Source organism: Pseudomonas sp. SC11 (assembly GCF_047039205.1).
GTDB classification, from domain to species: domain Bacteria; phylum Pseudomonadota; class Gammaproteobacteria; order Pseudomonadales; family Pseudomonadaceae; genus Aquipseudomonas; species Aquipseudomonas boreofloridensis.
On the sequence record NZ_CP178183.1, the window covers coordinates 5,169,155 to 5,193,644 of the forward strand.

Sequence of the window (24,490 nt, forward strand, 5' to 3'; positions counted from 1 at the left end):
CTTTCGACGTTTGAAGGAATCAGAACGTGGTAGCCGACATCGCCGCCCGCGACCGCCTGCAACCCTCGCTGCTCGATCGTCTGACCGACGATGATCCCGGCAACCCGCAGGAAGCTCCGGACAAACGCGTACTGTCGCTGCAACAGCTCAAGGCCTCGGTCCTGCGCGACTTGGCCTGGCTACTGAATACCACCTCGTTGCTCGACAGCGACGACACCCTGAATACCCCGGCCGGCACCTCGGTGATCAACTACGGACTGCCTGCGTTGGCCGGCAACTGCGCCACCAACATCGACCTGCTGGCGCTCGAACGCATCATTCATCAGGCCATCGCCACCTATGAGCCGCGTATCCTGGCCCACACGCTGCGGGTTCGAGCACTCACCGCGCCGGCTGAAATGAACGCCAACGCCTTGAGCTTCGAGATCGAGGGCGATCTCTGGGCTCAGCCTGCGGCCCTGCCGCTGCTGTTGCAGACCGACCTGGACCTGGAGTCCGGGCAGGTGCGCGTGACCACGGCCGATCGTCGGAGACGCGCATGAATCCGCGCCTGCTCGAACTGTACAACCAGGAACTGCGCCACATCCGCGAGAGTGCTGCTGAGTTCTCCCGTGAATATCCCAAGATCGCCGGGCGCCTGACGCTCTCCGGCATCGAATGCGCCGACCCTTATGTCGAGCGGCTGCTCGAAGGCTTCGCCTACCTGACCGCACGGGTGCAGTTCAAACTCGACGCCGAGTATCCGACCTTCACCCACAACCTGCTGGAAATCGCCTACCCGCACTACCTGGCACCGACCCCGTCGATGACCATCGTGCAGTTGCAGACCGACCCCGACGAGGGCTCGCTCAGTGCCGGTTTCCCGCTGCCGCGCGGCAGCGCATTACGCGCCAACCTGGGCCGCGATTCGCAAACCCCCTGCGAATTCCGCAGCACGCAAGAGGTGACCTTGTGGCCGCTGCAGGTGACGCGCGCAGAGTACTTCGGCAACCCAGGCGCCGTACTCGGCCACCTCGCTGCCAGCGAGCCCAAGGCCCGCGCGGCCTTGCGCCTGACCCTGCGCAGCGGCGCCGAGATTCCATTCTCCAGCCTGCCACTCAAGCACTTGCCGTTGTACCTCAATGGTGCCGACGAGATGCCCTACCGCCTGTACGAGCAGTTGCTCGGCAGTGCCTGCGCGGTGTTCGCCCGCCAGCCCGGCGCCGACTGGGTCGAGCGCATCCCGCTGGAACAGGCGCTGCGCCCGTGCGGCTTCGACGACCATGAGGCCGCCCTGCCGGTGGTGCCGCAAGCCTTCCAGGGCTACCGCCTGCTGCAGGAGTATTTCGCCCTGCCGCAACGGTTCCTGTTCGTCGACTTCGCCGGGCTCGAGCGCGCAGTCAAGCGCTGCAACGGCCAGGAGCTGGAGCTGCTGGTCCTGTTCGAGCGTTTCGATTCGACCTTGGAAAACAGTGTTGGCGCCGAGCGCCTGGTGCCCTTCTGCACCCCGGCGATCAACTTGTTTCCACGCCGCACCGACCGTATCCACCTGACCGACAAGGTCAACGAACACCATGTGATCGCCGACCGTACCCGGCCCACCGACTTCGAAATCCACTCACTGCAGGCCGTCACCGGTCACGGCACCGGCTCGGACCAGTCGTTCCTGCCGTTCTATGCGGTGCGCGACCCATCGCGCTACGGTCGCGACCAGGCCTACTACATCCTGCGCCGCGAACAGCGCGTGCTGTCCAGCGAGCAGCGGCGTACCGGCACGCGCTCGAGCTACCTGGGCAGCGAGACCTTCATCAGCCTGGTCGACGGCCAGCAGGCGCCCTACCGCCACGACCTGCGCCAGTTGGGCATCAGCGCGCTGTGCAGCAACCGCGACCTGCCACTGTTCATGACCGTGGGCGACGGCCGTAGTGACTTCAGCCTGGCCGACAGCGCGCCGGTTTCGGCGGTGCGCTGCCTGGCCGGTCCCAGCCGGCCCAAGGCCAGCCACGCCCATGACAACCGCGCCTGGCGCCTGATCAGTCAACTGTCGCTGAACTACCTGTCGCTGACCGAACAGGGCCAGGGCGCGGCAGCGTTGCGCGAACTGTTGCGCCTGTACGGCGACAGCCAGGACAGCGCCTTGCACCTGCAAATCGAAGGTCTGCGCGAAGTCAGCGCCAAGCCTTGCACCCGGCGCCTGCCGATGCCGGGGCCGATCGTGTTCGGTCGAGGCCTGGAAATCACTCTGGAATTCGACGAGAACGCCTTCCGTGGCACGGGGGTGTTCCTGCTCGGTGCGGTCTTCGAACGCTTCCTGACCCGCTACGTCTCCATCAACAGCTTCACCGAAACCGTACTGCGCACCACTGAGCGCGGCGAGATCATGCGATGGAAAGCCAAGCCCGGACGCAGGCCGACCCTGTGAACATTCTCCAGGACATGCAGGCCGAGCCCTGGGCCTTCGACTTCTTCCAGGCGTTACGCCGTCTGGAAGCCGAACACCCGGAGTTGCCGCGTTTCGGCCACGCCCAGCGCCTGGCCGACGAGCCCGTGCGCCTGGGTCAGCACCTCGATTGCAGCTTCGCCCCGGCGACCCTGGCCTCGGTGACCCACAGCGACACCGGCCCGGCACGTCTGGAGCAGTTCTTCTTCGGCCTTGGCGGTCCCAACGGCCCGCTACCGCTGCACCTGACCGAATACCTGCGCGAGCGCCAGCGCAATCACGCCGACCACACCAGCAAGCGCTTCCTCGACATCTTCCATCATCGTTTGCTGACCCTGTTCTATCGGGCCTGGGCCGAGGCACGGCCGACCGTCAGCCACGACCGTCCCGGCGACGACTACTGGGCCGCGCGCCTGGCGGCCCTGAGCGGCCGCGGACAACCCGAACTGCAAGACCAGGGCACCCTGCCGCACACGGCCAAACTGCACTACTCCGGTCACCTCGCCGCGCAGACGCGTTATCCCGACGGGCTATGCAGCATCCTGTCGAGCTACTTCGGCGTCCCGGTGCGCATCGAAGAGTATGTCGGCCAATGGCTGGAGCTGCCCGAGCGTAGCCGTCTGGGCGTGCAAGCCAACCGGCTCGGCGTGGACTTGTGCCTGGGCCGTCACGTGTGGGACCGCCAGCACAAGTTTCGCCTGTGCATCGGTCCGCTGAGCCTGGAGCAGTACCACGCCCTGCTCCCCGGTGGCCAAGCCTTCGTCGAACTGGCGGCTTGGGTCGCCGAATACCAGGGCCACGAACTGGACTGGGAGCTGAACTTGATCCTGGACCGCGACCAGGTGCCTGCACTGCAACTCGACGCCCGCCGGCGGCTGGGTTTCGACACCTGGCTGGGGCAACCCGAACACGATGCCAACGACCTCAAGCTGGCCCGCTACTACGCCGAGCAGCCGGTTCAATCCCCCCGTACAAGGAGTCCGCAACATGGGTGAAATCAGTCGCGCCGCGCTGTTCGGCAAACTCAACAGCGTGGCCTACAAAGCCATCGAAGCCGCCACGGTGTTCTGCAAGCTGCGCGGCAACCCCTATGTGGAACTGGTGCATTGGTTGCACCAGTTGTTGCAGTTGCAGGACAGCGACCTGCACCGCATCGTGCGCCAGTTCAACGTCGAGCCGGCGCGCCTGGCCCGGGATCTCACCGATGCCCTGGACCGCCTGCCGCGCGGCTCCACCTCGATCACCGACCTGTCTTCGCAAGTGGAAGAAGCGGTCGAGCGTGGCTGGGTGTACGGCAGCCTGATGTTCGGCCAGAGCCAGGTGCGAACCGGCTATCTGCTGGTCGGCATTCTCAAGACGCCGAGCTTGCGCAACGCCCTGCTGGGGCTGTCGAGCGAGTTCGCCAAACTCAAGATCGAGGCCCTGAGCGAGCGCTTCGACGAATACGTCGGCGACTCTCCCGAGAACGACCTGGGCGCCAGCGACGGCTTCAACGCCGCGGTGCCAGGCGAGGCCAGTGGCGCTGTCGCCCCCGCCGCGATGGGCAAGCAGGAGGCGCTCAAGCGCTTCACCGTCGACCTCACCGAGCAGGCGCGCAGTGGCAAGCTCGATCCAATCGTCGGACGCGACGAGGAAATCCGCCAACTGGTCGATATCCTCATGCGCCGCCGTCAGAACAACCCGATCCTCACCGGCGAAGCCGGAGTGGGCAAAACCGCCGTGGTCGAAGGCTTCGCCCTGCGCATCGTCGCCGGCGACGTGCCGCCGGCGCTCAAGGACGTCGAATTGCGCAGCCTGGACGTCGGCCTGCTACAGGCCGGCGCCAGCATGAAGGGCGAGTTCGAGCAGCGCCTGCGCCAGGTCATCGAAGACGTCCAGGCCTCGCCCAAGCCGATCATCCTGTTCATCGACGAAGCCCATACGCTGGTCGGCGCCGGCGGCGCAGCCGGCACCGGGGATGCCGCCAACCTGCTCAAACCGGCCCTGGCCCGCGGCAGCCTGCGCACCGTGGCCGCCACCACCTGGGCCGAGTACAAGAAGCACATCGAAAAAGACCCGGCACTCACCCGGCGCTTCCAGGTGGTGCAGGTCGATGAGCCGAGCGAGCCCAAGGCCTTGCTGATGATGCGCGGGGTGGCCTCGACCATGGAGAAACACCATCAGGTGCAGATCCTCGACGAAGCGCTGGAAGCGGCCGTCAAGCTGTCGCACCGCTACATCCCCGCGCGGCAATTGCCGGACAAATCCGTGAGCCTGCTCGATACCGCCTGCGCACGCGTTGCCATCAGCCTGCACGCCGTGCCCGCCGAAGTGGACGACAGCCGCCGGCGCATCGAAGCGCTGGAAGTCGAGTTGCAGATCATCGCCCGCGAGGCAGCCATCGGCGTGAACACCACCCAGCGTCAGGCCTCGGCCGAGCGCCTTCTGGCCGAAGAGCGCGAGCGCCTGCACACCCTGGAAAGCCGTTGGAGCGACGAAAAGGCGCTGGTCGACGAGTTGCTGGCCACCCGCGCACGGCTGCGTGAGCAGGTCGGTGTCGTCGACCAGGACGTGGACGCGCAGGGCAGCCATGAACTGCGTGAGCAACTGATCGACCTGCAACAGCGCCTGAGCGTCTTGCAGGGCGAAAGCCCATTGATCCTGCCCACCGTCGACTATCAAGCCGTGGCTTCGGTGGTCGCCGATTGGACCGGCATTCCGGTCGGGCGCATGGCGCGCAATGAGATCGAGACGGTCCTCAACCTCGACAGCCACCTGGCCAAGCGCATCATCGGCCAGGACCACGCCTTGAAGATGATCGCCAAGCGCATCCAGACCTCTCGCGCCGGGCTGGATAACCCGAACAAGCCCATCGGTGTGTTCATGCTGGCCGGCACCTCGGGCGTGGGCAAGACCGAGACGGCGCTGGCCTTGGCCGAGGCCCTGTACGGCGGCGAGCAGAACCTGATCACCATCAACATGAGCGAGTTCCAGGAGGCGCATACCGTCTCCACCCTCAAGGGCGCGCCACCCGGCTATGTCGGCTACGGCGAAGGCGGAGTGCTGACCGAGGCCGTGCGTCGCCGGCCGTACAGCGTGGTGCTGCTCGACGAAGTGGAGAAGGCTCACCCCGACGTGCACGAAATCTTCTTCCAGGTGTTCGACAAGGGCGTCATGGAAGACGGCGAAGGGCGGCAGATCGATTTTCGCAACACGCTGATCCTGCTCACCACCAACGCCGGCACCGAGCTGATCGCCGACATTTGCCAAGATCCACAGACCCTGCCGGAGCCCGACGCGGTGGCCACCCTGCTGCGCAAGCCGCTGCTGGAGATCTTCCCGCCCGCCCTGCTCGGCCGCCTGGTGACCATCCCCTACTATCCGCTCAGCGATGCCATGCTCCAGGCCATCACCCGCCTGCAACTGGAGCGTATCCGCAAGCGCGTGGAGGCTACGCACAAGGTCGGCTTCGCCTACGACGACGCGGTCGTGGAACTGATCGTCTCGCGCTGCACCGAAACCGAGAGCGGCGGGCGGATGATCGACGCCATCCTCACCAACGGCCTGTTGCCGGACATGAGCCGCGAGTTCCTCACCCGCATGCTCGAAGGCAAGCCGCTGGCCAGCGTGCGCATCACGGCTCAGGACAACGAACTGCACTATGACTTCAGCGCGGCCGATTGAGCGCCGCACTCACGGGATCCTCCATGCTGTTCACGCAAACGACGCGCCTGGCGCAGATCAACAGCCCCTTGGGGCCGGACGTGCTGATTCTCAGCGAGCTGGGCGGCAGCGAAGAGTTGGGCCGGCTGTTCGAGTTCGAGCTGAGCCTGACCAGCCAGAACCCAGCAGTCGATCTCAACCTGCTGCTCGGCGCGCCCTTGAGCGTTTCCGTGCAGACCCACGGCCTGAGCCAACGGCACTTCCATGGCATCGTTGCACGCTGTAGCCAGTCCGTCGCCCGTGGCCAATTCGCCAGCTATCGGGTCACGTTGCGGCCCTGGCTGTGGCTGCTGACGCGCACCAGCGACTGCCGGATTTTCCAGAAGATGACGGTGCCGCAGATCATCCAGCAGGTGTTCCGCGACCTGGGGTTCTCGGACTTCGAGGACCGTTTGAGCCGCAGCTACCCCGAGCGCGAGTATTGCGTGCAGTACTGCGAGACCAGCTTCGATTTCGTCAGTCGCTTGATGGAAGATGAGGGCATCTACTACTACTTCCGCCATGAAAAAGCCCGTCACGTCCTGGTGCTGGCCGACGCGTTCATCGCCCACCACAAAGCACCCGGTTATGAGGCCGTGCCGTTCTACCCACCGGATGGCCAGCACCGCGAGCGTGACCACATCAACGACTGGCATCTGGCCCGCGAGGTACAGCCAGGCTCGCTGGAGCTCAACGACTACGACTTCGAGCGTCCCAGCGCGCGTCTGGACGTGCGTTCGGTCATGCCACGGCCACACTCCGGCGGCGCCTATCCGCTGTTCGACTACCCCGGTGGCTACAGCAAGACAGAGGATGGCGAGCAATATGCGCGCACGCGCATGGAGTCGTTGCAAAGCCTGCACGAACGTATCGACATGCACGGCAACGCCCGAGGGCTGGCCTGCGGCCACCTGTTCGCCCTCACCAGCTTCTGGCGACTGGACCAGAACCGTGAGTACCTGATCGTCGCGGCGCGTTATCACATCATCCAGGAGTCACTGGAAACCGGCGGCGGCAGTGGTTCAGGCCAGTTCGAAAGCGACCTCACCTGCACCGATGCATTGCAGACCTTCCGTTCGGTTTCCAGCACCACCCGGCCAAAGGTCATGGGTCCGCAGACCGCCCTAGTGGTCGGCCCCAAAGACGAGGAAATCTGGACCGACGAACACGGCCGGGTCAAGGTCCACTTCTACTGGGATCGCCATGACCAATCGGACGAGAACAGCTCCTGCTGGATTCGTGTTTCGCAATCCTGGGCCGGCAAGAACTGGGGCGCGATGCAGGTGCCGAGGATCGGCCAGGAAGTCATCGTCAGCTTCCTTGGAGGCGACCCTGATTCGCCGATCATCACCGGTCGTGTCTACAACGGTGAGCAGACAGTGCCCTACGACCTGCCGGCCAACGCCACCCAGAGCGGCATGAAGAGCCGCTCGAGCAAGGGCGGCAGCGCAGCGAACTTCAATGAGATCCGCATGGAGGACAAGCGCGGGGAGGAACAGCTCTACGTGCACGCCGAGCGCAACATGGACACGGTGGTGGAGCAGAACGAGACGCTGTCGGTGGGCGCCAGCCGGGTGCAGACGGTGGGCATGCTGGAAACCATTACCATCGGGATGGACCGCCTGCGCGCCGTGCGCCGCGACGACACGCTGATCGTGGGCGCGAGCAAGACCGACAGCGTCAGCACCCGCTATCTGATCGAGGCGGGCGAGACCTTGCGTCTGGTCTGCGGCAAGAGCGTGCTCGAGCTCAACGCCAGCGGCCATATCAACATCAGTTGCGAGCAGTTCAACTTTCACGCCCGCGAGGATGCGCAGATCAATACCGGCGGCACCCTGGACCTCAACGTCGGCAGCGGCGCGCAGACTGCTCCGGACGGTGACGGCGTAAAAGACGCCATCGATGCGGCCGTGAAGAGCCGCTTCTCCGACGCTGGCCATTGACGAGACCTTTGCATGACCTACCGCCTCAACGAATTCCGCCTGGCGCTGCCCGATACCGACGTGCGCGACACCAGCATCAACATCCTGCGCTTCGAACGCTTGGGCACTTCGCTGATCGTCAGCCGCAGTGCGCTCGCGGATGACGAAACGCTGCAGAGCAACTTCGATGGTCAATTGCAGCGTCTGCAACAGCAGGTCAAGGACTTGCAATTCCAGCCGGCTCACCCGGTGAAGGTGGGCGCTGGGCAGGACATCGAGGCCATCGAGCTGAGCAGCCAGTTCAGCAAGGGCCAGGAAATGGTCTACCAGTACCAATTGGCGCTGGTGCTGCCGGGTACGCGCAAGATGTTCGCCCTGAGCTACGTGAAGCCCTCGCCCCTGGGTGACGCCGAAGCGTCGCACTGGGCCGCCATCAAGCAGTCGCTCGACTTCGACAACCTGGGCTGAACGGGTATGTCGGACGCATTCTGGGCCGCGCGCGAGGGTGACGCGCTGATGCACACCTCGATGATGGCCGATATCGTCGGGGGCGTGCTGGAAGTGGCAGCCAACGTGGCGATCGGCGCACTGGCCACCGCGGCCGTTGGCGCAGCGCTGGGCATCACCGTTGCTACCGGTGGACTGGGCTGCTTCGTGCTGGGTGCCGCAGTCGGCCTGGTGGTCGGCGTGGCCATGGCCAAGAGCGGTGCCGATACCGGCCTGAGCCGATTATGCGACGGCATCGGCAACGCGCTTTTCCCGCCTTCGGTGCAGGCGCACATCGCTACCGGCTCGGGCAACACCCACACCAACGGCAAGCCTGCCGCCCGTGCAGCAGGCATCGTCACCGGGCCGGTGGGGCCGGCAGCGGACGCCTCCGGCCAACCAGCGGGCGAGGAGCCGGAAGAAAGCTTCCTGGACATGGCCAAGGGCTTCTTCTCCCAGATGTGGCGGCCGACCGTGGCGACACCGGCGCCCAATACCCAGGAAGCGGAAGACGACAAGATCCTCTGCGACAAACACCCGGCGATGCCGCCGCAATATCTGGCCGAAGGCTCCAGCAAGGTGCTCATCAACGGCCACCCGGCCTGCCGCAGTGGCGATCGCAGCACCTGCGAGGCGGTAGTGGTGGATGCTGGCGAGATTTCCAGCAACGTGCGCATCGGCGGCGAGCCCATCGTGGTGCGCGAGATCCGCAGCGGCAAGACACCCGGCATCGGCCTGGCGATCACCGCGCTGATGCTGCTGCGCGGGCGCGGCGGCAAGTTCTACAGCAAGTTCGGCTGTATGCTCATCGGTGGAGTGACCCAACTGGTCACCAGCCAGGTCACCAGTGCCCTCACCTCGGCCATCGTCGGCTCGCCGAACCCGGTACATACACCGACCGGCGCCAAGCTGCTCAATGGCGAGGACGATCACGACTTCGACCTGCCGGCCCTGCTGCCCATCACCTGGCAACGCTACTACAACAGCCACGGCCAACGCGAAGACGGGCTGCTGGGCACCGGCTGGAGCGTGCCGTACGAGGTCTACCTCGAGCTCAAGACGCACACGCAAGGTGGCGAAGAGCTGGTATTCGTCGACGAGCAGGCCCGGGCCATCGAAATGGGCAGTATCGTGCCAGGCGATGCGGTCTATAGCGCGGCCGAAGGCTTGAGTGTGCGTCGCGACCACAACGGCGAGGTGTTGATCGAGGACCGCGACGGCCGCTACCGGTTGTTCCAGCCCTCACCCACCAACCCCACGCGCCTGCGTTTGAGCCAGATCGGTGATCGCAACGACAACCGCCTCTTTCTCGATTACGACGACAGCGGACGGCTACGTGGGCTACGCGACACGTTCGACCAGACCGAAGCGCTTTTGAGCTACGACCCACAATGGCCGCAGCGCCTGAGCCAGATCGAGCGGCGCCTGACCGACGCGAGCGTCGAGCCACTGGTGAGCTACGGCTACGACGGCGCTGGTCGCCTCGCGCAGGTCAAGAATCGCCACGGGCAGGTCATGCGCCGCTTCAGCTACGACACTGGCGGACGCATGGTCGAGCACCAACTGCCCACCGGTTTGAGTTGCTACTACCAATGGGCGCAGACGGCGGATGGCTGGCGAGTGATTCGTCACTGGACGGATGCAGGTGATGAGTACAGCTTCGAGTACGACCTGACAGCGGGCATCACACGTGTCACCGACGGAATGCAACGGGTCACCACACGCCACTGGAACGACCAGTACCAGATCACGGCCTACACCGACGCCTTGGGGCGCACCTGGCGTTTCGACTGGAACGCAGACCGGCAATTGCTCGGCGCCAGCGACCCGGACGGCGGACGCTGGTCGTTCAACTACGATGAGTCCGGCAACCTCAGCGAGACCTTCGACCCTCTGGGCCGCTGCGTATCGACGCAGTGGCTGGAGCATTGGGCGCTGCCCCGCTCACGCATGGACGCCGCCGGACACTGCTGGCGATACCACTACGATGCCCGTGGCAACTGCATCCGCGAGACCGATCCGCTCGGCCAGACGACCCACTACCGGTATGACCCACACGGTCAGGTGATCGAAATAACCGATGCTGCAGGTCGGGCCAAGCAGTTGCAGTGGACCGACTTCGGCGCCCTGCGTGCCCTGACCGACTGCTCCGGCTACACCACGCGTCTGGATTACGACCACCGAGGACATCTGGCAGCACTCATCGACGCCCACGGCGAACGTACCGACTACCAGCACGATGCGTCCGGACGACTGGTGCAGGTGCGCCTGCCCGACGGCCGCACTCAATCTTTCGACTATGCCGTGGGCGACCGGCTGGCTCGTCATACCGACACTGCCGGCCATCAGCGTCAGTTCCAGTACGATGCGCGCGGCCAGTTGCGGCAGTTGGTCGATCCCTTGGGCCGTACCGTGGAGTACCGCTACGACCTGTACGGCCGATTGCTCAGCCTGACCAACGAAAATGGCGAGCAGTACCGCTTCACCTGGGATGCCGCCGATCGTCTGGTCGAGCAGCGGGACCTGGACGACAGCGCCAAACGCTATCACTACGACGCTCTCGACTGCCTCTCGCGGCTCGACTACCTGCCCGGACCGCACGGGACCGGCCTGGCGCTGGTGCCCCCGACGCCAGCGGCCGTCATCAGCCATTTCTTCGAGCGTGATGCTGGCTGCCGGCTGCTGGCCAAGGTGACCGACGATGGCCGTACCGAGTACCAGTACGACGCCCTAGACCAACTGCTGCAGGCCTGTTTCACCGACAACCAGGGCAAGCGCGAGACCGTCGCGTTCGCTTTCGATGCCCTCGGCCAGCGGACCCAGGAGCAGGGCAGCAATGGAACTCTTCATCACCGCCATGACGCACTGGGCAATCGCCTGCAGACCTTGCTGCCGGATGGGCGTACGCTCAACCAGCTGTACTACGGCAGCGGCCATCTGCATCAGGTCAACCTGGACGGCAAGGTCATCTGCGATTTCGAGCGCGACCGCCTGCACCGTGAGGTGCTGCGCATTCAGGGCGGGTTCGAGACGCGCAGCGAGTACGATCGCGCCGGCCGCCTTCGCTCGCGCCTGAGCCACCCCCGAACAGTGCCCCGACTTCTGCCCGCACCGTTGCAGCAACGCTTCGAGTACGACCTGGCGGACAACCTGGCCGTGCGCTTTCGGCAGAGTCCCGAGGGTATCGTCCAGCAACACCTGCAACACGATGCCAACGAGCGAATCGTCAGTAGCAGCCAGCCCCATGCTGCGCTGCCCGACGAAGTCTTCGCCTACGATGCAGCCGCCAACCTGCTCGATACGCCGTCGCTGGGCTGGGTACGGCATAACCGCGTGCTCACCTATCAGGACAAGCGCTATCGCTACGATGCCTTCGGCAGGCTGATCGAAAAGCGCAGCGCCAGGCGTGGCCTACAGCGTTTCGCCTACGACGCCGAACACCGCCTGATCGAGGTGCGCAGCCACAACAACGGCCGCGAGCGGATCGTGCGCATGACTTACGACCCTCTGGGCCGGCGTATCGAAAAAAGTGAACACGACGAGACGGGACGCCAGTTGGGCCTTTCGCGTTTCGGCTGGGATGGCTATCGCCTGCTGGAGGAAGTCCGGCATGGCCAGCACAGCCTTTACCTCTATGACGACCAGGACAGCCATGAGCCTCTGGCGCGCGTTGAAGGTGTAGGCGCTCACCAGCGGGTGCATCACTACCAGAATGACCTCAATGGCCTGCCGGAACGCCTGAGCGACGACACCGGCCAATTACTGTGGCAGGCCCAGTACCAGGTGTGGGGCAATACCGTCCAGGAAGTTCGCCAGGACGGCTTGGTCCAGGAGCAGAACCTGCGCATGCAGGGTCAATACCTGGATCGCGAAACCGGCCTGCACTACAACACCTTCCGCTACTACGACCCGGATATCGGACGTTTCACACAGCCCGATCCGATTGGTCTGGCGGGCGGCTTGAATCTCTATCAGTACGCTCCGACACCCGCGACCTGGATCGATCCGCTGGGGTTGGAGGTCTGCAGGCTGAACAAAAAGAACATGGCGAAGCTGGACGCCAAGAAACCGACCAACATGGTCCGGCCGCATCGCCACCACATCGTTCGCGAATATGCGCCGCGGAACTGGAAGCAGGAAAATCGCGACTACATCCTCAACGCCCAGGCGATCATGAAAAAGCACAAGATCAACCTGAATACGGACTTGAGGAATTTCACCTGGGCGGAGAATGGCCGTGGGACGCACAGCGTCGCTTCGGCCAGGAAAGTCTTCGAGCGCCTGCAGAAAGCCGATGCAAAAGGGACGCCGGCCGTGGAGCGAGCGCTCGCCAGATTGGGCAAAGCCTTCACAGCGGGAACGATCAACAAATGAACGAAGCGCAGAAACTCTACGAAAAGCATGAAACCAAACTTGATCGACTTTATGAAGACATCGCTGAAGGCAAAGTGGCGAAGGTGGTCGCCTTTGTACAGAAGTTTCCTGACCTGCTGACTCTGCTCCGCTACGGCGAGGGCGATGAAGAAAGCTTATTGCATATGGCGGCCAGCGCCAGCCAGACTGAAATCTGCGCCTTACTGCTCGACGCAGGCCTGGATCCCAATCTCACCTGCCTGGACGATGGTCACTCCACCGCATTGGAGTTGGCAGCCAGCGAGGGCGATCTGGCAACGTGCACATGCCTTCTGGACGCAGGTGCCTGGCCAGACGGCTCGCCCTGGAGCGTGCGCCCGCCCCTGTACGCAGCCGCCCAAGGTGGCCACGACGACGTAGTGTCGCTGCTGCTTCAGCGAGGCGCGCGACCCGACCGACTGCACCTCTACCTCAACAGAAGCCCTCTGGACGCAACGCGTGTTTGGGGCCACCCAAGCACCGAGCGGCTGCTGCAGGACAACGGCGCCCACGGCACGCAGGATCCCGAGACCGGCGTCGAAGACAGTGCAGCGCATACCCTGGTCAACTTCGTCGACCAGACCCTCGGGCACGTGCTGCCCACTGCCTTCTCGCCCCCCACCAATGACTCGGGCATCGACCTGCACATCAGCCTGATCGACGGCAAGACTACCCACAAGCTCTTGTTCACCACTGGCCTGTACCAGGCCACGCCGATGACCGAATTATGCCTGTGCCTGCCAGGCGAGTGGCCCCTACCTCAGGCCGGAATCCCCGACGATACGGCACGACGCTTTCCGGTCAGCCTGCTGGAGCGCCTGGCTGCGCTTACCTTCGAGGAGGCGCCGCTGAGTGAAGGCACATTGATCCTGCGCAGCGACACACGCTTTGCCGACCTGGCCTGGCCCGAGAAAACCGACGCCTTGCTGACGGTCGACAAGCCCTGGAACAAAGCGGCGGACAGCCGAACGCACACGCCGGACAGCGTTTACCTGCTGACGCTGGCTCCGCTGGCCTTCAAAAAGTGTCCGACCGGCAAGGCCTTGACCTCACTGATCGAGCGCAAGCGCAAGGCCAGCTGGAAGACACTGGCCCTGGTGTTGCCAAATCCGTAGTGGTGGACTCGTGCCATGTGACCCACAGTATCGCTTCGGCAAGCAAGGTTTTCGAGCGTCTGCAAATGGCCGAAGGCAGGCTACTCAAGGTAGTGGTGCAGGCACTCGCCGAACTGGTCAGTGCCTTGCCCGTCCTGGCCAGCATGGCAGCACCGAGAAAGGTCAATACGAGGACATGCGGCAAATGACGACATCCGAACAATGGAAGGCCATCCGCGAGGCGCTCGAAGCGTATGAGCCAGGCGAGGCGCTCGATCCGCTGCTTGAAAAAGCCGGCTTGGCCCCTGCGAGCCGGACGATGTCCCACGATCAGGTGGTGCAGTGGCTGATGCAGGAATACGCCAAGGCCGATAAAGCGCACATCGTCGCGCAGTTTCTCCAAGGCGTGGAAACCAACCAGGCACATCTGCGCGCTGGCCTCTCCGCGCTGGCGAGCGCGACCCACTTCCCCAGCCACCCCTTCAGCGTTGACAACCAGTTGAACTGCCAGGTATGCGGCGCCTTCGAGCAGATGGACATCGACTTCGTGGCATTGAACCAGACGCGCTACCTGTGCGGCAGCGTCCTGGGTGGCGATATCGCCGAGATGGCATTCTTCCTTCAGGAGGCCACTGCCCTGCCCGGCCAGCCGCCCGCGACGCTGCCGCTCACGGCTGGCATCTTCGACATGATTCGCCACTTGCCGCCCGTCGCCAGACCCAAGGACATGCTCAAAGCGTTACGCAAGCTCAAGGGCATGAAGATGGATGAAGAGCAAGCGCGCAGTCTCATCGACCTATTGGGGCATTGCGGGATATTGCAGGCACCAGGACACCCAGGCCTCTGGCAGCGCTTCACTAATCAGGGCCTGTCGCCCAGCAGCTCGCGCTCATCGGACTGGAGCTATCCGGTGGACTTCTGGAAGGGGGAATACGGCATCAACTCCGAGGCGATGGCGTACTGGTTCGGCGAGTATCCCGAACTTTTGGCGCAGTAGCCGCACATGAAAGCCTTGGCCTGGACCGGGGTTGCGCTTAGACAGTGTGGCGGCCTCCTTTAAGGCCGGCTTCACACAGATGCTGATAAGTCTCTGGCGCGCATCGAGGGTAGGCCCTCACCAGCGGGTACATCACTACCAGAATGACCTCAATGGCCTGCCGGAACGCCTGAGCGACGACACCGGCCAATTACTGTGGCAGGCCCAGTACCAGGTGTGGGGCAATACCGTGCAGGAGGTTCGCCAGGACGGCCTCGCCCAGGAACAGAACTTGCGCATGCAAGGCCAATATCTGGATCGAGAAACAGGCCTGCACTACAACACCTTCCGCTTCTACGACCCGGATATCGGCCGTTTCACACAGCCCGATCCGATTGGTCTGGCGGGCGGCTTGAATCTCTATCAGTACGCTCCGACACCCGCGACCTGGATCGATCCGCTGGGGCTGGAGGTCTGCAGGCTGAACAAAAAGAACATGGCGAAGCTGGACGCCAAGAAACCGACCAACATGGTCCGGCCGCATCGCCACCACATCGTTCGCGAATATGCGCCGCGGAACTGGAAGCAGGAAAATCGCGACTACATCCTCAACGCCCAGGCGATCATGAAAAAGCACAAGATCAACCTGAATACGGACTTGAGGAATTTCACCTGGGCGGAGAATGGCCGTGGGACGCACAGCGTCGCTTCGGCCAGGAAAGTCTACGAGCGCCTGCGGGAAGCCGACGGCGGGGGGCGCAAAGCGGTGATCAAGGAACTCGCCGAGTTGGGCAAAGAATTTACAGCAGGAGACTTCAGCAAATGAACGACGCCCAGCCACTCTTCGAACAGCACGAAGCCGAACTGCGTCGCCTGTACGAGGACATCGCAGAGGGCAAGGTTTCGAAAGTACGTGCCTTCGTGCAGGAGCATGCGGATCTGCTGACCCTGCCCCGCTACGGCAAGAACGACGAGCAAAGCCTGCTGCACATCGCGGCCCGAAATAGCCAGCACGAAATCTGCGCGCTATTGCTGGACGCAGGCCTGGAGCCGAATCGAACCTTCATCGATGGCGGCCACGCTACCGCGCTGGCATTGGCAGCCAGCGAGGGCGATCTGGCAACGTGCACATGCCTGCTGGACGCAGGTGCCTGGCCAGACGGCTCGCCCTGGAGCGTGCGCCCGCCCCTGTACGCAGCCGCCCAAGATGGCCACGACGACGTAGTGTCGCTGCTGCTTCAGCGAGGCGCGCAACCCGACCGACTGCACCTCTACCTCAACAGAAGCCCTCTGGACGCAACGCGTGTTTGGGGCCACCCAAGCACCGAGCGGCTGCTGCAGGACAACGGCGCCCACGGCACGCAAGATCCCGAGACCGGCGTCGAAGACAGTGCAGCGCAGACCCTGGTCAACTTCGTCGACCAGACCCTAGGGCACGTGCTGCCCGCCGCCTTTTCGCCCCCGACCGACGACTCGCGCATCGACCTGCACATCAGCCTGATCGACGGCAAGACCAGCCACAAACTGTTGTTCACCACGGGCCTGTACCAGGCCACGCCGATGACCGAATTGTGCCTGTGCCTGCCAGGCGAGTGGCCCCTACCTCAGGCCGGAATCCCCGACGATGCGGCACGACGCTTTCCGGTCAGCCTGCTGGAGCGCCTGGCTGCGCTTACCTTCGAGGAGGCGCCGCTGAGTGAGGGCACATTGATCCTGCGCAGCGACCCACGCTTCGCCGACCTGGCCTGGCCCGAGAAAACCGACGCCATGCTGACGGTCGACAAGCCCTGGAACAAAGCGGCGGACAGCCGAACGCACACGCCGGACAGCGTTTACCTGCTGACGCTGGCTCCGCTGGCCTTCAAAAAGTGCCCGACCGGTAAAGCCCTGGCTTCGCTGGTGGAGCGCAAGCGCAAGGGAAGCTGGAAGACACTCGCCCTGGCGTTGCCAAACCCATAACGGTGAATTCGCACCTCGCGACCTTGCACGCAAAAACGAAACAGCCCCGACAAATGCCGGGGCTGTTGGTTACGCCAAAACCGGATCAGAAGATGCTGATCGGGTACTCGACGAACACCCGCACTTCGTTGCCGTCGTCGTTGTAAGTATTCTGCCGCACGGCATCGTTGGTGCGCAGGAACGAGCCGCGCAGCTTGACCGACAGGTCTTTGGCCGGGCCTTCCTGGACCACGTAGCGGACCTGGCTGAAGATCTCGCGCTCCTTGCCCTCGCCCCAGCCCTGCGGGTTGCCGACGGTGCGGGTGTTGATGTTGTCACCCACCACATAGGCGATCTTGTAGGTCAGCCCCGGAACGCCGAAGGCGCCGAAGTCCAGGCCGTAGCCCAGCTGCCAGGAACGCTCGTCCTCGGCGTTGAAGTCGGACCAGTAGGAGTTGGCCAGGTAGATGGTCGAACCGCCGTCGCCCACGCCGCCTTCGTTCTGGTACCAGCCGTAGTTGTAGCCGGTGCTGCCGGTGCTGCGCTGGTGGGCCAGGGTGAAGGAGTGCGGACCATAGGCGTAGGTCGCCGCCAGGCTCCAGATGGTGTTGCGGTCGCCATTGAGGCCGGCTTCACGCACGTACTGGCTGTCGATGTCCGACTTGTAGCCGTTGAAGTCCAGGGTCAGGGACTGGTCGGCGGCGATCGGGAAGACGTAGTTCAGGCCCAGGTAGTGGCGCTTCATGACGTCTTCGTTGTCCGCGGTGTACAGCGAGGCAGTGAAGTTGTCGGTGAACTTGTAGCTGCCGCCGAGGACGTTGATCGACTTCAAACCACCGCCGTCACGACGCTGAGCGCTCTTGCGCGCTTCCTGGGTGAAACGACCGGCGTTCAGTTCCAGCCCTTCGATTTCCTTGGAGGTGATCAGGGTGCCGGTGAAGCTTTCAGGCAGCAGGCGCGAATCGTCGTATTGCAGGACCGGCAGCGCGGGCATCTGGTCGCCGTACTTGAGCACGGTGTTGGAGATGCGGAACTTGACGGCGCCGCCTGCGCGGGCGAGGTCGTTGGCCGCATCGCTGCGACCTTGAGCGTCAGTGGTGTTTTCGCGCTTGAAGAAATCGATACCGCCGCCGCCGTTGCGGCCCTTGCCGCCATCCAGGCGCAGTGCATACAGGCCGAAAGCATCGACGCCGACACCGACGGTGCCCTGGGTGAAGCCGGAGGAGAAGTTGGCGATCACACCCTGGCCCCACTGGGACTGGTCGTTGACGCCGTGCTTCTTGTCACGATTGATGAACGCGTTACGCAGAAGGACATTGGCGTGGCTGTCCTCGATGAACCCTTTGCTCTGGGCCTGGTCGTTGGCCTGGGCCTGAGTGGCGGCGATGAGTGCCAGCGCAACCAGGCTGATCCTTGTATTCAACATGTTGTTTTCCTTATTACCGAATCAGAACGCTCTGCTACGTAAACGCCAGGAACCAACGCCCCTTCGTAGGTTCGACGCGTGTATCCAAACGGTGGGCGGCGCTGCTGTGCAGAGCGCGCGCCTCGTCCGGCGCTCGGCCATGGGATGGCCGGCAGGCGTAGAGGCCGCATCCTATCCGCGCGCGCGAACGAATGTCAAAAAAACGTGAAATGAAGGTTGATATAACCAAATTGAAGCTTTGGGCTGGTGTAAATCCGTGGAGATTGGCTCACAGGGAGTTATTCCTTCTCTTTTCGGACGTGTGTACTAAAGCCAGCGCCCTCTCGCTGCGGTCCCAAGCTACTGGCGGGAGGCGAGTTACAAATTGATACATACGTCATAAATCAAGCTGACAAATAGCCAAGCAGTAGCAAATAGCAAGCATTACCATTCGCATCCTTTCTCGCGACCCTTTGTCGGATGCCATGCCATGCCTGCTCCCCGCCGCTTCAGATCCCTACCCTTGGGCTTTTCGCTGATGTTCAGCACCAGTCTCGTCAGCGCCGCCACCCTGCTCCCGGAAATCTCGATTTCGGCCGACACCGACCGTGAACGCGACAACCCCAGGGTCAAGGACGTCAGCACCGCCACCCGTACCTCGACCCCGGTACGCTACGTGCCGCAGGCCATCGACACGGTCAAGACGGCCAATGTACTGGACTACGGCAGCAATAGTCTGGGCAAGGCGCTGGAGGGCATTCCCAACGTCAGCAGCGGCGCCGACACACGCTTCGACAGCCTGCGCATTCGCGGCTTCGATGCCAGCAACGATTTCTATCTGGACGGCGTGCGCGATGACAGCCAGTACGTGCGCGACCTGCACAACATCGAACGCGTCGAAGTGCTCAAAGGCCCGGCCGCGGTGCTTTATGGTCGCGGTAGCCAAGGCGGCATCGTCAACCGGGTGAGCAAGGCGCCGGAGCATGGTCGTCGCTCGAGCCTCGAAGTCCAGGGCGGCAGCGAGGACCTGCGCAGCCTGTACGCCGACCTCAGCACCGACCTGAACGATGACATCAGCGTGCGCCTGAACATGGGCAATCAGGACAACAACAGTTTCCGCGACGGCATCGACGGCAACCGCCAGTTGTTCGCCCCGTCGATGAGCTGGCAACTGAGCCCCGAGCTCAACTGGTTGGTGCAGTACGAATACAGTCGCTACAACCGCACGCCCGATCGCGGCATTCCCGGCGTCGGTGGTCGTCCGGCCGATGTGGGTCGCAGCACCACCTATGGCGATACGCAGCGCGACTTCATCGACGACCGGGCGCAGTCGCTGCGCTCGCGGCTGAACTATCAGCTGGGCGACAACTGGCAACTGCGCCACACCCTGAGTCTGTTCAAGCTCGACAGCGAGTTCGACAACACCTACCTCACCGGCTACATCCCCAGCACCCAGCGGGTGGTTCGTCAGCGCTGGCAGCAGGACCTGAACACCCGCAACCTGTTCAACAACCTCGAAGCCGAGGGCCAAGTCAGCACCTGGGGGCTGGACCACACGCTGTTGCTGGGTGTGGAATTCGGCAACCAACGCCGCGACCCCCGGTTGTACACCGCGCGCGCGGTCAACGCGGGAGGCCAGGCGGTGCCAACGCTGGACCTCAACGCCCCGAACCGACGGCTGCAACACACCGGGCCGATGGTGGTGTCGAGCTACAACCACACGGTGGTCGACAGCCGTGGTGTCTACCTGCAGGACCAGATCCGCCTCAATGATCAATGGCAACTGCTCGCCGGCCTGCGTTTCGATCAATTCGAGGTGCAGACCCAGAACAGGCTGCGGGGCATTTCCGAAAAACAGAACGACAACAGCACCAGTCCGCGCCTTGGTGTGGTGTACTCGCCCTGGCAGGCGCATTCCTTTTACGCCTCCTGGAGCAAGACCTTTTCCCCGGTCGGCGGTGGCTTGATCGGCATTACCCCCGGTGCAGCAGGCAACACCAACGAGACCGCGCCGGAGAACACACGGCAGAAGGAAATCGGGGTCAAGAGCGACTGGCTCGACGACCGCCTGAGCACCACCCTCGCCGTCTACGAACTGGAGCTCTACAACCGCCGTACCAGCGATCCGGACAACCCGGGTATCACCGTGCTCACCGGCCTGCAGCGCTCACGCGGGGTCGAAATGACCGCCCAGGGCAAACTGGTGGGCGACTGGTACCTGCGCGGCGGCGTCGGTCTGCAGGATGCCACCATCGTCAAGGACAACAACGGCCTGGCGGGCAACCGAGTCAACAACGTGGCGCGGCGCAATGCCAGCCTGTTCCTGACCTGGAAGCCGGAGTTGGGCTGGTACGCCGAAACCGGCCTGACCCTGGTGGGTCAACGCTACGCCGACAACCAGAACACCACCGTACTGCCCGGCTATGGCCGCTGGGATGCGCTGGTCGGGTTGCGCACCCATGACTGGGACGTGCGCGCGGCCCTGTCCAACCTCACCGACAAGACCTACTACAGCGCCGCGACCAGCGCCGCGCAGATCCAGTTCGGCGACCCGCGCAGCCTGGTGGTGACCGGCACTTACAGCTTCTGATGCAGCCAGGCTCTATCCAGAACGCCGACTCTAGGCTTCAATACGCGTTTTTTGCGGATACACCCGAGGATTCACGGCATGGCTTCCAACACCAAGCAGCAGAAACGCGCCAAGCGCGCCGCCTCCAAGGCCAAGCAGAACCGGATGGTGCGCAGTGGCCAGGCGGTCAAGGCCAGCTCGGGTGAAAGCACCAGCGTCGAGCAGGTGTTCAACAAGGCCATGGATTCGGGCAGCTACGACGCGTTGTTCGAGAAGATGAAGCAGGCCCAGGAGAACGGCCTGGAGGCGATGATTTCGGTGTTCCTGGTCGACCCGCTGCTGGCGCTGGTGCTCAAGGGTCACAAGGAAGAACACGCCACCGACTATATCGTCTTGGTGTTCACCGCCTACCGCGCCTGGCTCGATGGTGCCGATGACGCGGCCACCATGGTCTGGCTGGAAAGCGATGAATTCCAGGCGGCCTATGTGGCGGCGTCGGAAGCAGTGGCCAAGCAGCAGCAACAGCAGAAACAGTTCGGCTGACGCCATTTCGCAGCCATGAAAAAGCCCCTCGGGTCGATCCCGAGGGGCTTCTTCGTAAGTCGCGCAGGCAATTACTGCAGCGACGGTGCCTCGCCCGCTTCCTGCATGCGCTGCAGTTCCTGGGCATACAGGGCATCGAAGTTCACCGGCGACAGCATCAGCGCCGGGAACGAGCCACGGGTCACCAGGCTGTCGAGGGTTTCACGCGCGTACGGGAACAGGATGTTCGGGCAGAACGCGCCCAAGGTGTGGCTCATCGACTGCCCGTCCAGGCCCGAGATCAGGAAGATGCCGGCCTGCTGGACTTCGGCGATGAACGCCACTTCGTCACCATTCTTGACGGTGACCGACAAGGTCAGCACCACCTCGTGGAAGTCGCCTTCCAGGGCCTTCTGACGGGTATTCAGGTCCAGCGAGACGCTCGGCTCCCACTGCTGGCGGAAAATCTGCGGGCTCTTGGGCGCTTCGAACGACAGGTCGCGCACGTAGATGCGCTGCAGCGAGAATTGCGGGCTGTTCTCTTCGGCAGCGCCGTTGGTCTGTTGGTCAGTCATGGCAGATCCTTGTCTGAAAAAGGGTTGAAAGGGGGCGTGAATCAGGCCTCGAGCAGGGCGTCGAGCTTGCCCGAGCGCTCCAGCGCAAACAAGTCATCGCAACCGCCGACATGGGTGCTGCCAATCCAGATTTGCGGCACCGAGGTACGGCCGGCCTTCTGCGCCATCTCGGCACGCAGTTGCGGCTTGCCGTCGACACGGATTTCCTCGAAGGCCACGTTCTTGCTCGCCAGCAGTTGCTTGGCGCGCATGCAGTAGGGGCAGTAGTCGCTGGAATAGACGATGACCGGTTGCATATCACTTCACCAGGGGCAGGTTGTCGGCTTTCCAGCTGGACACGCCGCCGCTGAGCTTGGCGGCGGTGTAGCCGGCCTTGAGCAGGTCGCGGCAGACGGTGCCGGACTGCTGGCCCATCGCGTCGACGATGATCAGGGTCTTGTCCTTGTGCTTCTCCAGCTCTGCCATGCGGCTGGCGATCTTGTCCTGGGGAATGTTCAGCGCGCCGACGATGTGCCCGGCCGCGTACTCCTTGCCTGGACGGATATCGATCACCACGCCTTTGTCGGCGTTGACCAGCGCGGTCAGTTGACCGTTGCTCAGGCTCTGACCGCCACGGCGGATCTCGTTGAGCAGCAGCAGGATCAGCAGAATGAAGAAGATCGCAACCAGGATGAAGTGATCTGTCGCAAATTGAATCAGGTGAGCAACCATCAGGGGTGTTCCAGGCGATTGAAAATGCCGGCCAGTATACACAGCCACCCAGGCCGGCCAAAGCCCGCCGGGCCGGTGCGAAAACCCGCCTTGCGCAGGATACGGCGGTGCGCTGGTCGTGCGGCCCGACGAATATTCGCCGCCTCTGGCCGATTTCCCCTAAAATGCGTGTCTTTATCATCTTTGAACAACCGTGAGTTTGATCGATGACGAACCTCCCCAAGCCCCTGGTCCTGATCATCCTGGATGGTTTCGGTCACAGCGAAAGCCGCGAATACAACGCCATTCTCGCCGCCAACACGCCGGTCTACGACCGCTTGCGCGCCACCCAGCCGCATGGCCTGATCTCCGGCTCCGGCATGGATGTCGGCCTGCCGGACGGGCAGATGGGCAACTCCGAAGTCGGTCACATGAACCTGGGTGCCGGGCGCGTGGTGTATCAGGACTTCACGCGGGTGACCAAAGCCATCCGTGACGGTGAATTCTTCGAAAACCCCGTGCTTACCGGCGCCGTGGACAAGGCCGTGGCCGCTGGCAAGGCGGTCCACCTGCTGGGTCTGCTGTCCGATGGCGGTGTGCACAGCCACCAGGATCACATCGTCGCCATGGCCGAACTGGCCGCGCAGCGTGGCGCCGAGAAGATCTACCTGCATGCCTTCCTCGATGGCCGCGACACCCCGCCGCGCAGCGCGCAGTCATCCCTCGAACTGCTCGACGCCACCTTCGCCCGACTGGGCAAGGGCCGCATCGCCAGCCTGATCGGCCGCTACTTCGCCATGGACCGCGACAACCGCTGGGACCGCGTCAGCGCGGCCTACAACCTGATCGTCGACAGCGCCGCCGACTACAGTGCCGACAGCGCAGTGGCCGGCCTGGAAGCGGCCTATGCCCGTGACGAGAGCGATGAATTCGTCAAGGCCACGCGGATCGGCGAGGCCGTGAAGGTCGAGGACGGCGATGCGGTGATCTTCATGAACTTCCGCGCCGACCGCGCCCGCGAGCTGTCGCGCGTCTTCGTCGAAGCGGATTTCAACGAGTTCCCCCGCGCGCGCCTGCCGAAACTGGCGGCCTACATCGGTCTGACCCAGTACTCGGCGAAGATCCCGGCTCCCGCCGCATTCGCCCCGGCCAGCTTGCACAACGTGCTCGGCGAGTACCTGGCCAACAACGGCAAGACTCAACTGCGCATCGCCGAGACCGAGAAGTACGCCCATGTCACCTTCTTCTTCTCCGGCGGCCGCGAAGAGCCGTTCGAAGGTGAAGAACGTATTCTCATCCCGTCGCCGAAGGTCGCCACCTACGACCTGCAACCGGAAATGAGCGCACCGGAGGTCACCGACCGCATCGTCGAAGCCATCGAGCAGCAGCGCTTCGACGTGATCGTGGTCAACTACGCCAACGGCGACATGGTCGGCCACACCGGCGTATTCGACGCCGCCGTGAAGGCGGTCGAAGCGCTGGACGGCTGCATGGGCCGTATCGTCACGGCACTGGAAAAAGTCGGCGGCGAAGCGCTGATCACCGCCGACCATGGCAACGTCGAACAGATGGAAGACGAATCTACCGGCCAGGCGCACACCGCGCACACCACCGAGCCGGTGCCGTTCATCTATGTCGGCAAGCGCAAGGTCAAGGTCCGCGAAGGCGGCGTGCTGGCGGACGTGGCGCCGACCATGCTCAAGCTGCTGGGGCTGGAGAAACCCGTCGAAATGACCGGCACGTCGATTCTGCTCGACGCCTGAGCCGGTTCAGCGCTGCACAGTGAAAGCCCGATGCGATTGCATCGGGCTTTTTGCGCTT

Annotated in this window: 19 protein-coding genes; 15 read left to right on the forward strand and 4 right to left on the reverse strand. The window is 63.6% G+C overall.

The genetic code is table 11. The features are described 5' to 3' along the window. The first annotated feature begins 26 nt into the window (after positions 1-26). From tssE to ACK2SD_RS23065, 12 genes are read left to right on the forward strand one after another with little or no spacing between them, the layout of a single operon-like run. Positions 27-542 carry a type VI secretion system baseplate subunit TssE gene (gene tssE / locus ACK2SD_RS23010; RefSeq protein ID WP_029613831.1) on the forward strand — a complete coding sequence of 172 codons (516 nt, stop codon included), beginning with the start codon at positions 27-29 and terminating at the stop codon, positions 540-542. Then, positions 539-2,401, forward strand: coding sequence for a type VI secretion system baseplate subunit TssF (gene tssF / locus ACK2SD_RS23015; protein WP_412460928.1), 1,863 nt, complete (start codon positions 539-541; stop codon positions 2,399-2,401). Before tssE ends, tssF begins: the two co-directional genes overlap by 4 nt. Next, positions 2,365-3,414, forward strand: a complete 1,050-nt coding sequence (gene tssG, locus ACK2SD_RS23020) for a type VI secretion system baseplate subunit TssG (RefSeq protein ID WP_412460929.1) — start codon at positions 2,365-2,367, stop codon at positions 3,412-3,414. The genes tssF and tssG overlap by 37 nt, the downstream gene beginning before the upstream one ends. Beyond that, entirely contained in the window at positions 3,407-6,082 is a 2,676-nt protein-coding gene (gene tssH / locus ACK2SD_RS23025) for a type VI secretion system ATPase TssH (protein WP_412460930.1), read from the forward strand. The genes tssG and tssH overlap by 8 nt, the downstream gene beginning before the upstream one ends. Positions 6,083-6,105: 23 nt before the next feature. Further along, a complete protein-coding gene (locus ACK2SD_RS23030) occupies positions 6,106-8,043 on the forward strand; it encodes a type VI secretion system Vgr family protein (RefSeq protein ID WP_295486373.1) in 1,938 nt (645 codons plus the stop codon). 12 nt (positions 8,044-8,055) lie between these two features. Next, positions 8,056-8,490, forward strand: a complete 435-nt coding sequence (locus tag ACK2SD_RS23035; RefSeq protein WP_412460931.1) for a DcrB-related protein — start codon at positions 8,056-8,058, stop codon at positions 8,488-8,490. Positions 8,491-8,496: 6 nt separating this feature from the next. After that, a complete protein-coding gene (locus tag ACK2SD_RS23040; protein ID WP_412460932.1) occupies positions 8,497-12,882 on the forward strand; it encodes an RHS repeat-associated core domain-containing protein in 4,386 nt (1,461 codons plus the stop codon). Further along, positions 12,879-14,015, forward strand: coding sequence for an ankyrin repeat domain-containing protein (locus ACK2SD_RS23045; RefSeq protein WP_412460933.1), 1,137 nt, complete (start codon positions 12,879-12,881; stop codon positions 14,013-14,015). The genes ACK2SD_RS23040 and ACK2SD_RS23045 overlap by 4 nt, the downstream gene beginning before the upstream one ends. Before the next feature lie 17 nt (positions 14,016-14,032). Continuing rightward, complete coding sequence (locus tag ACK2SD_RS23050; protein ID WP_412460934.1) at positions 14,033-14,203, forward strand: hypothetical protein; 171 nt, start codon at positions 14,033-14,035, stop codon at positions 14,201-14,203. Beyond that, entirely contained in the window at positions 14,200-14,991 is a 792-nt protein-coding gene (locus ACK2SD_RS23055; protein WP_412460935.1) for a hypothetical protein, read from the forward strand. Before ACK2SD_RS23050 ends, ACK2SD_RS23055 begins: the two co-directional genes overlap by 4 nt. A 31-nt stretch (positions 14,992-15,022) precedes the next feature. Further along, positions 15,023-15,796, forward strand: a complete 774-nt coding sequence (locus ACK2SD_RS23060) for an RHS repeat domain-containing protein (RefSeq protein ID WP_412460936.1) — start codon at positions 15,023-15,025, stop codon at positions 15,794-15,796. Continuing rightward, positions 15,793-16,929, forward strand: coding sequence for an ankyrin repeat domain-containing protein (locus ACK2SD_RS23065; protein WP_412460937.1), 1,137 nt, complete (start codon positions 15,793-15,795; stop codon positions 16,927-16,929). The genes ACK2SD_RS23060 and ACK2SD_RS23065 overlap by 4 nt, the downstream gene beginning before the upstream one ends. Positions 16,930-17,014: 85 nt before the next feature. On the opposite strand, the gene ACK2SD_RS23070 is transcribed toward ACK2SD_RS23065, so the two are convergent. After that, the gene (locus ACK2SD_RS23070; RefSeq protein ID WP_412460938.1) at positions 17,015-18,334 is read right to left on the reverse strand and encodes an OprD family porin; all 1,320 of its coding nucleotides are present in this window, start codon (positions 18,332-18,334) and stop codon (positions 17,015-17,017) included. Between the two features lie 469 nt (positions 18,335-18,803). Here ACK2SD_RS23070 and ACK2SD_RS23075 point away from each other — a divergent pair, with 469 nt between their 5' ends. Both ACK2SD_RS23075 and ACK2SD_RS23080 read left to right on the forward strand, forming a co-directional pair. Beyond that, positions 18,804-20,903: a TonB-dependent receptor gene (locus ACK2SD_RS23075; RefSeq protein ID WP_412460939.1), complete on the forward strand. Its 2,100-nt coding sequence runs from the start codon at positions 18,804-18,806 to the stop codon at positions 20,901-20,903. 78 nt (positions 20,904-20,981) lie between these two features. Then, positions 20,982-21,425: a hypothetical protein gene (locus ACK2SD_RS23080; protein WP_029613836.1), complete on the forward strand. Its 444-nt coding sequence runs from the start codon at positions 20,982-20,984 to the stop codon at positions 21,423-21,425. Between the two features lie 71 nt (positions 21,426-21,496). Here the strand turns inward: ACK2SD_RS23080 and secB are convergent, their stop codons facing one another. From secB to ACK2SD_RS23095, 3 genes are read right to left on the reverse strand one after another with little or no spacing between them, the layout of a single operon-like run. After that, positions 21,497-21,979, reverse strand: coding sequence for a protein-export chaperone SecB (secB, locus tag ACK2SD_RS23085; protein ID WP_039582608.1), 483 nt, complete (start codon positions 21,977-21,979; stop codon positions 21,497-21,499). Between the two features lie 41 nt (positions 21,980-22,020). After that, the gene (gene grxC, locus ACK2SD_RS23090; protein ID WP_029613837.1) at positions 22,021-22,275 is read right to left on the reverse strand and encodes a glutaredoxin 3; all 255 of its coding nucleotides are present in this window, start codon (positions 22,273-22,275) and stop codon (positions 22,021-22,023) included. A 1-nt stretch (position 22,276) separates the two neighbouring features. After that, positions 22,277-22,690 (reverse strand): rhodanese-like domain-containing protein, encoded by a 414-nt coding sequence (locus ACK2SD_RS23095; RefSeq protein WP_029613838.1) that lies wholly within the window; start codon positions 22,688-22,690, stop codon positions 22,277-22,279. Between the two features lie 206 nt (positions 22,691-22,896). On the opposite strand from ACK2SD_RS23095, the gene gpmI reads away from it, so the two are divergent. Continuing rightward, a complete protein-coding gene (gpmI, locus tag ACK2SD_RS23100) occupies positions 22,897-24,432 on the forward strand; it encodes a 2,3-bisphosphoglycerate-independent phosphoglycerate mutase (RefSeq protein ID WP_039582607.1) in 1,536 nt (511 codons plus the stop codon). Positions 24,433-24,490 lie beyond the last annotated feature (58 nt).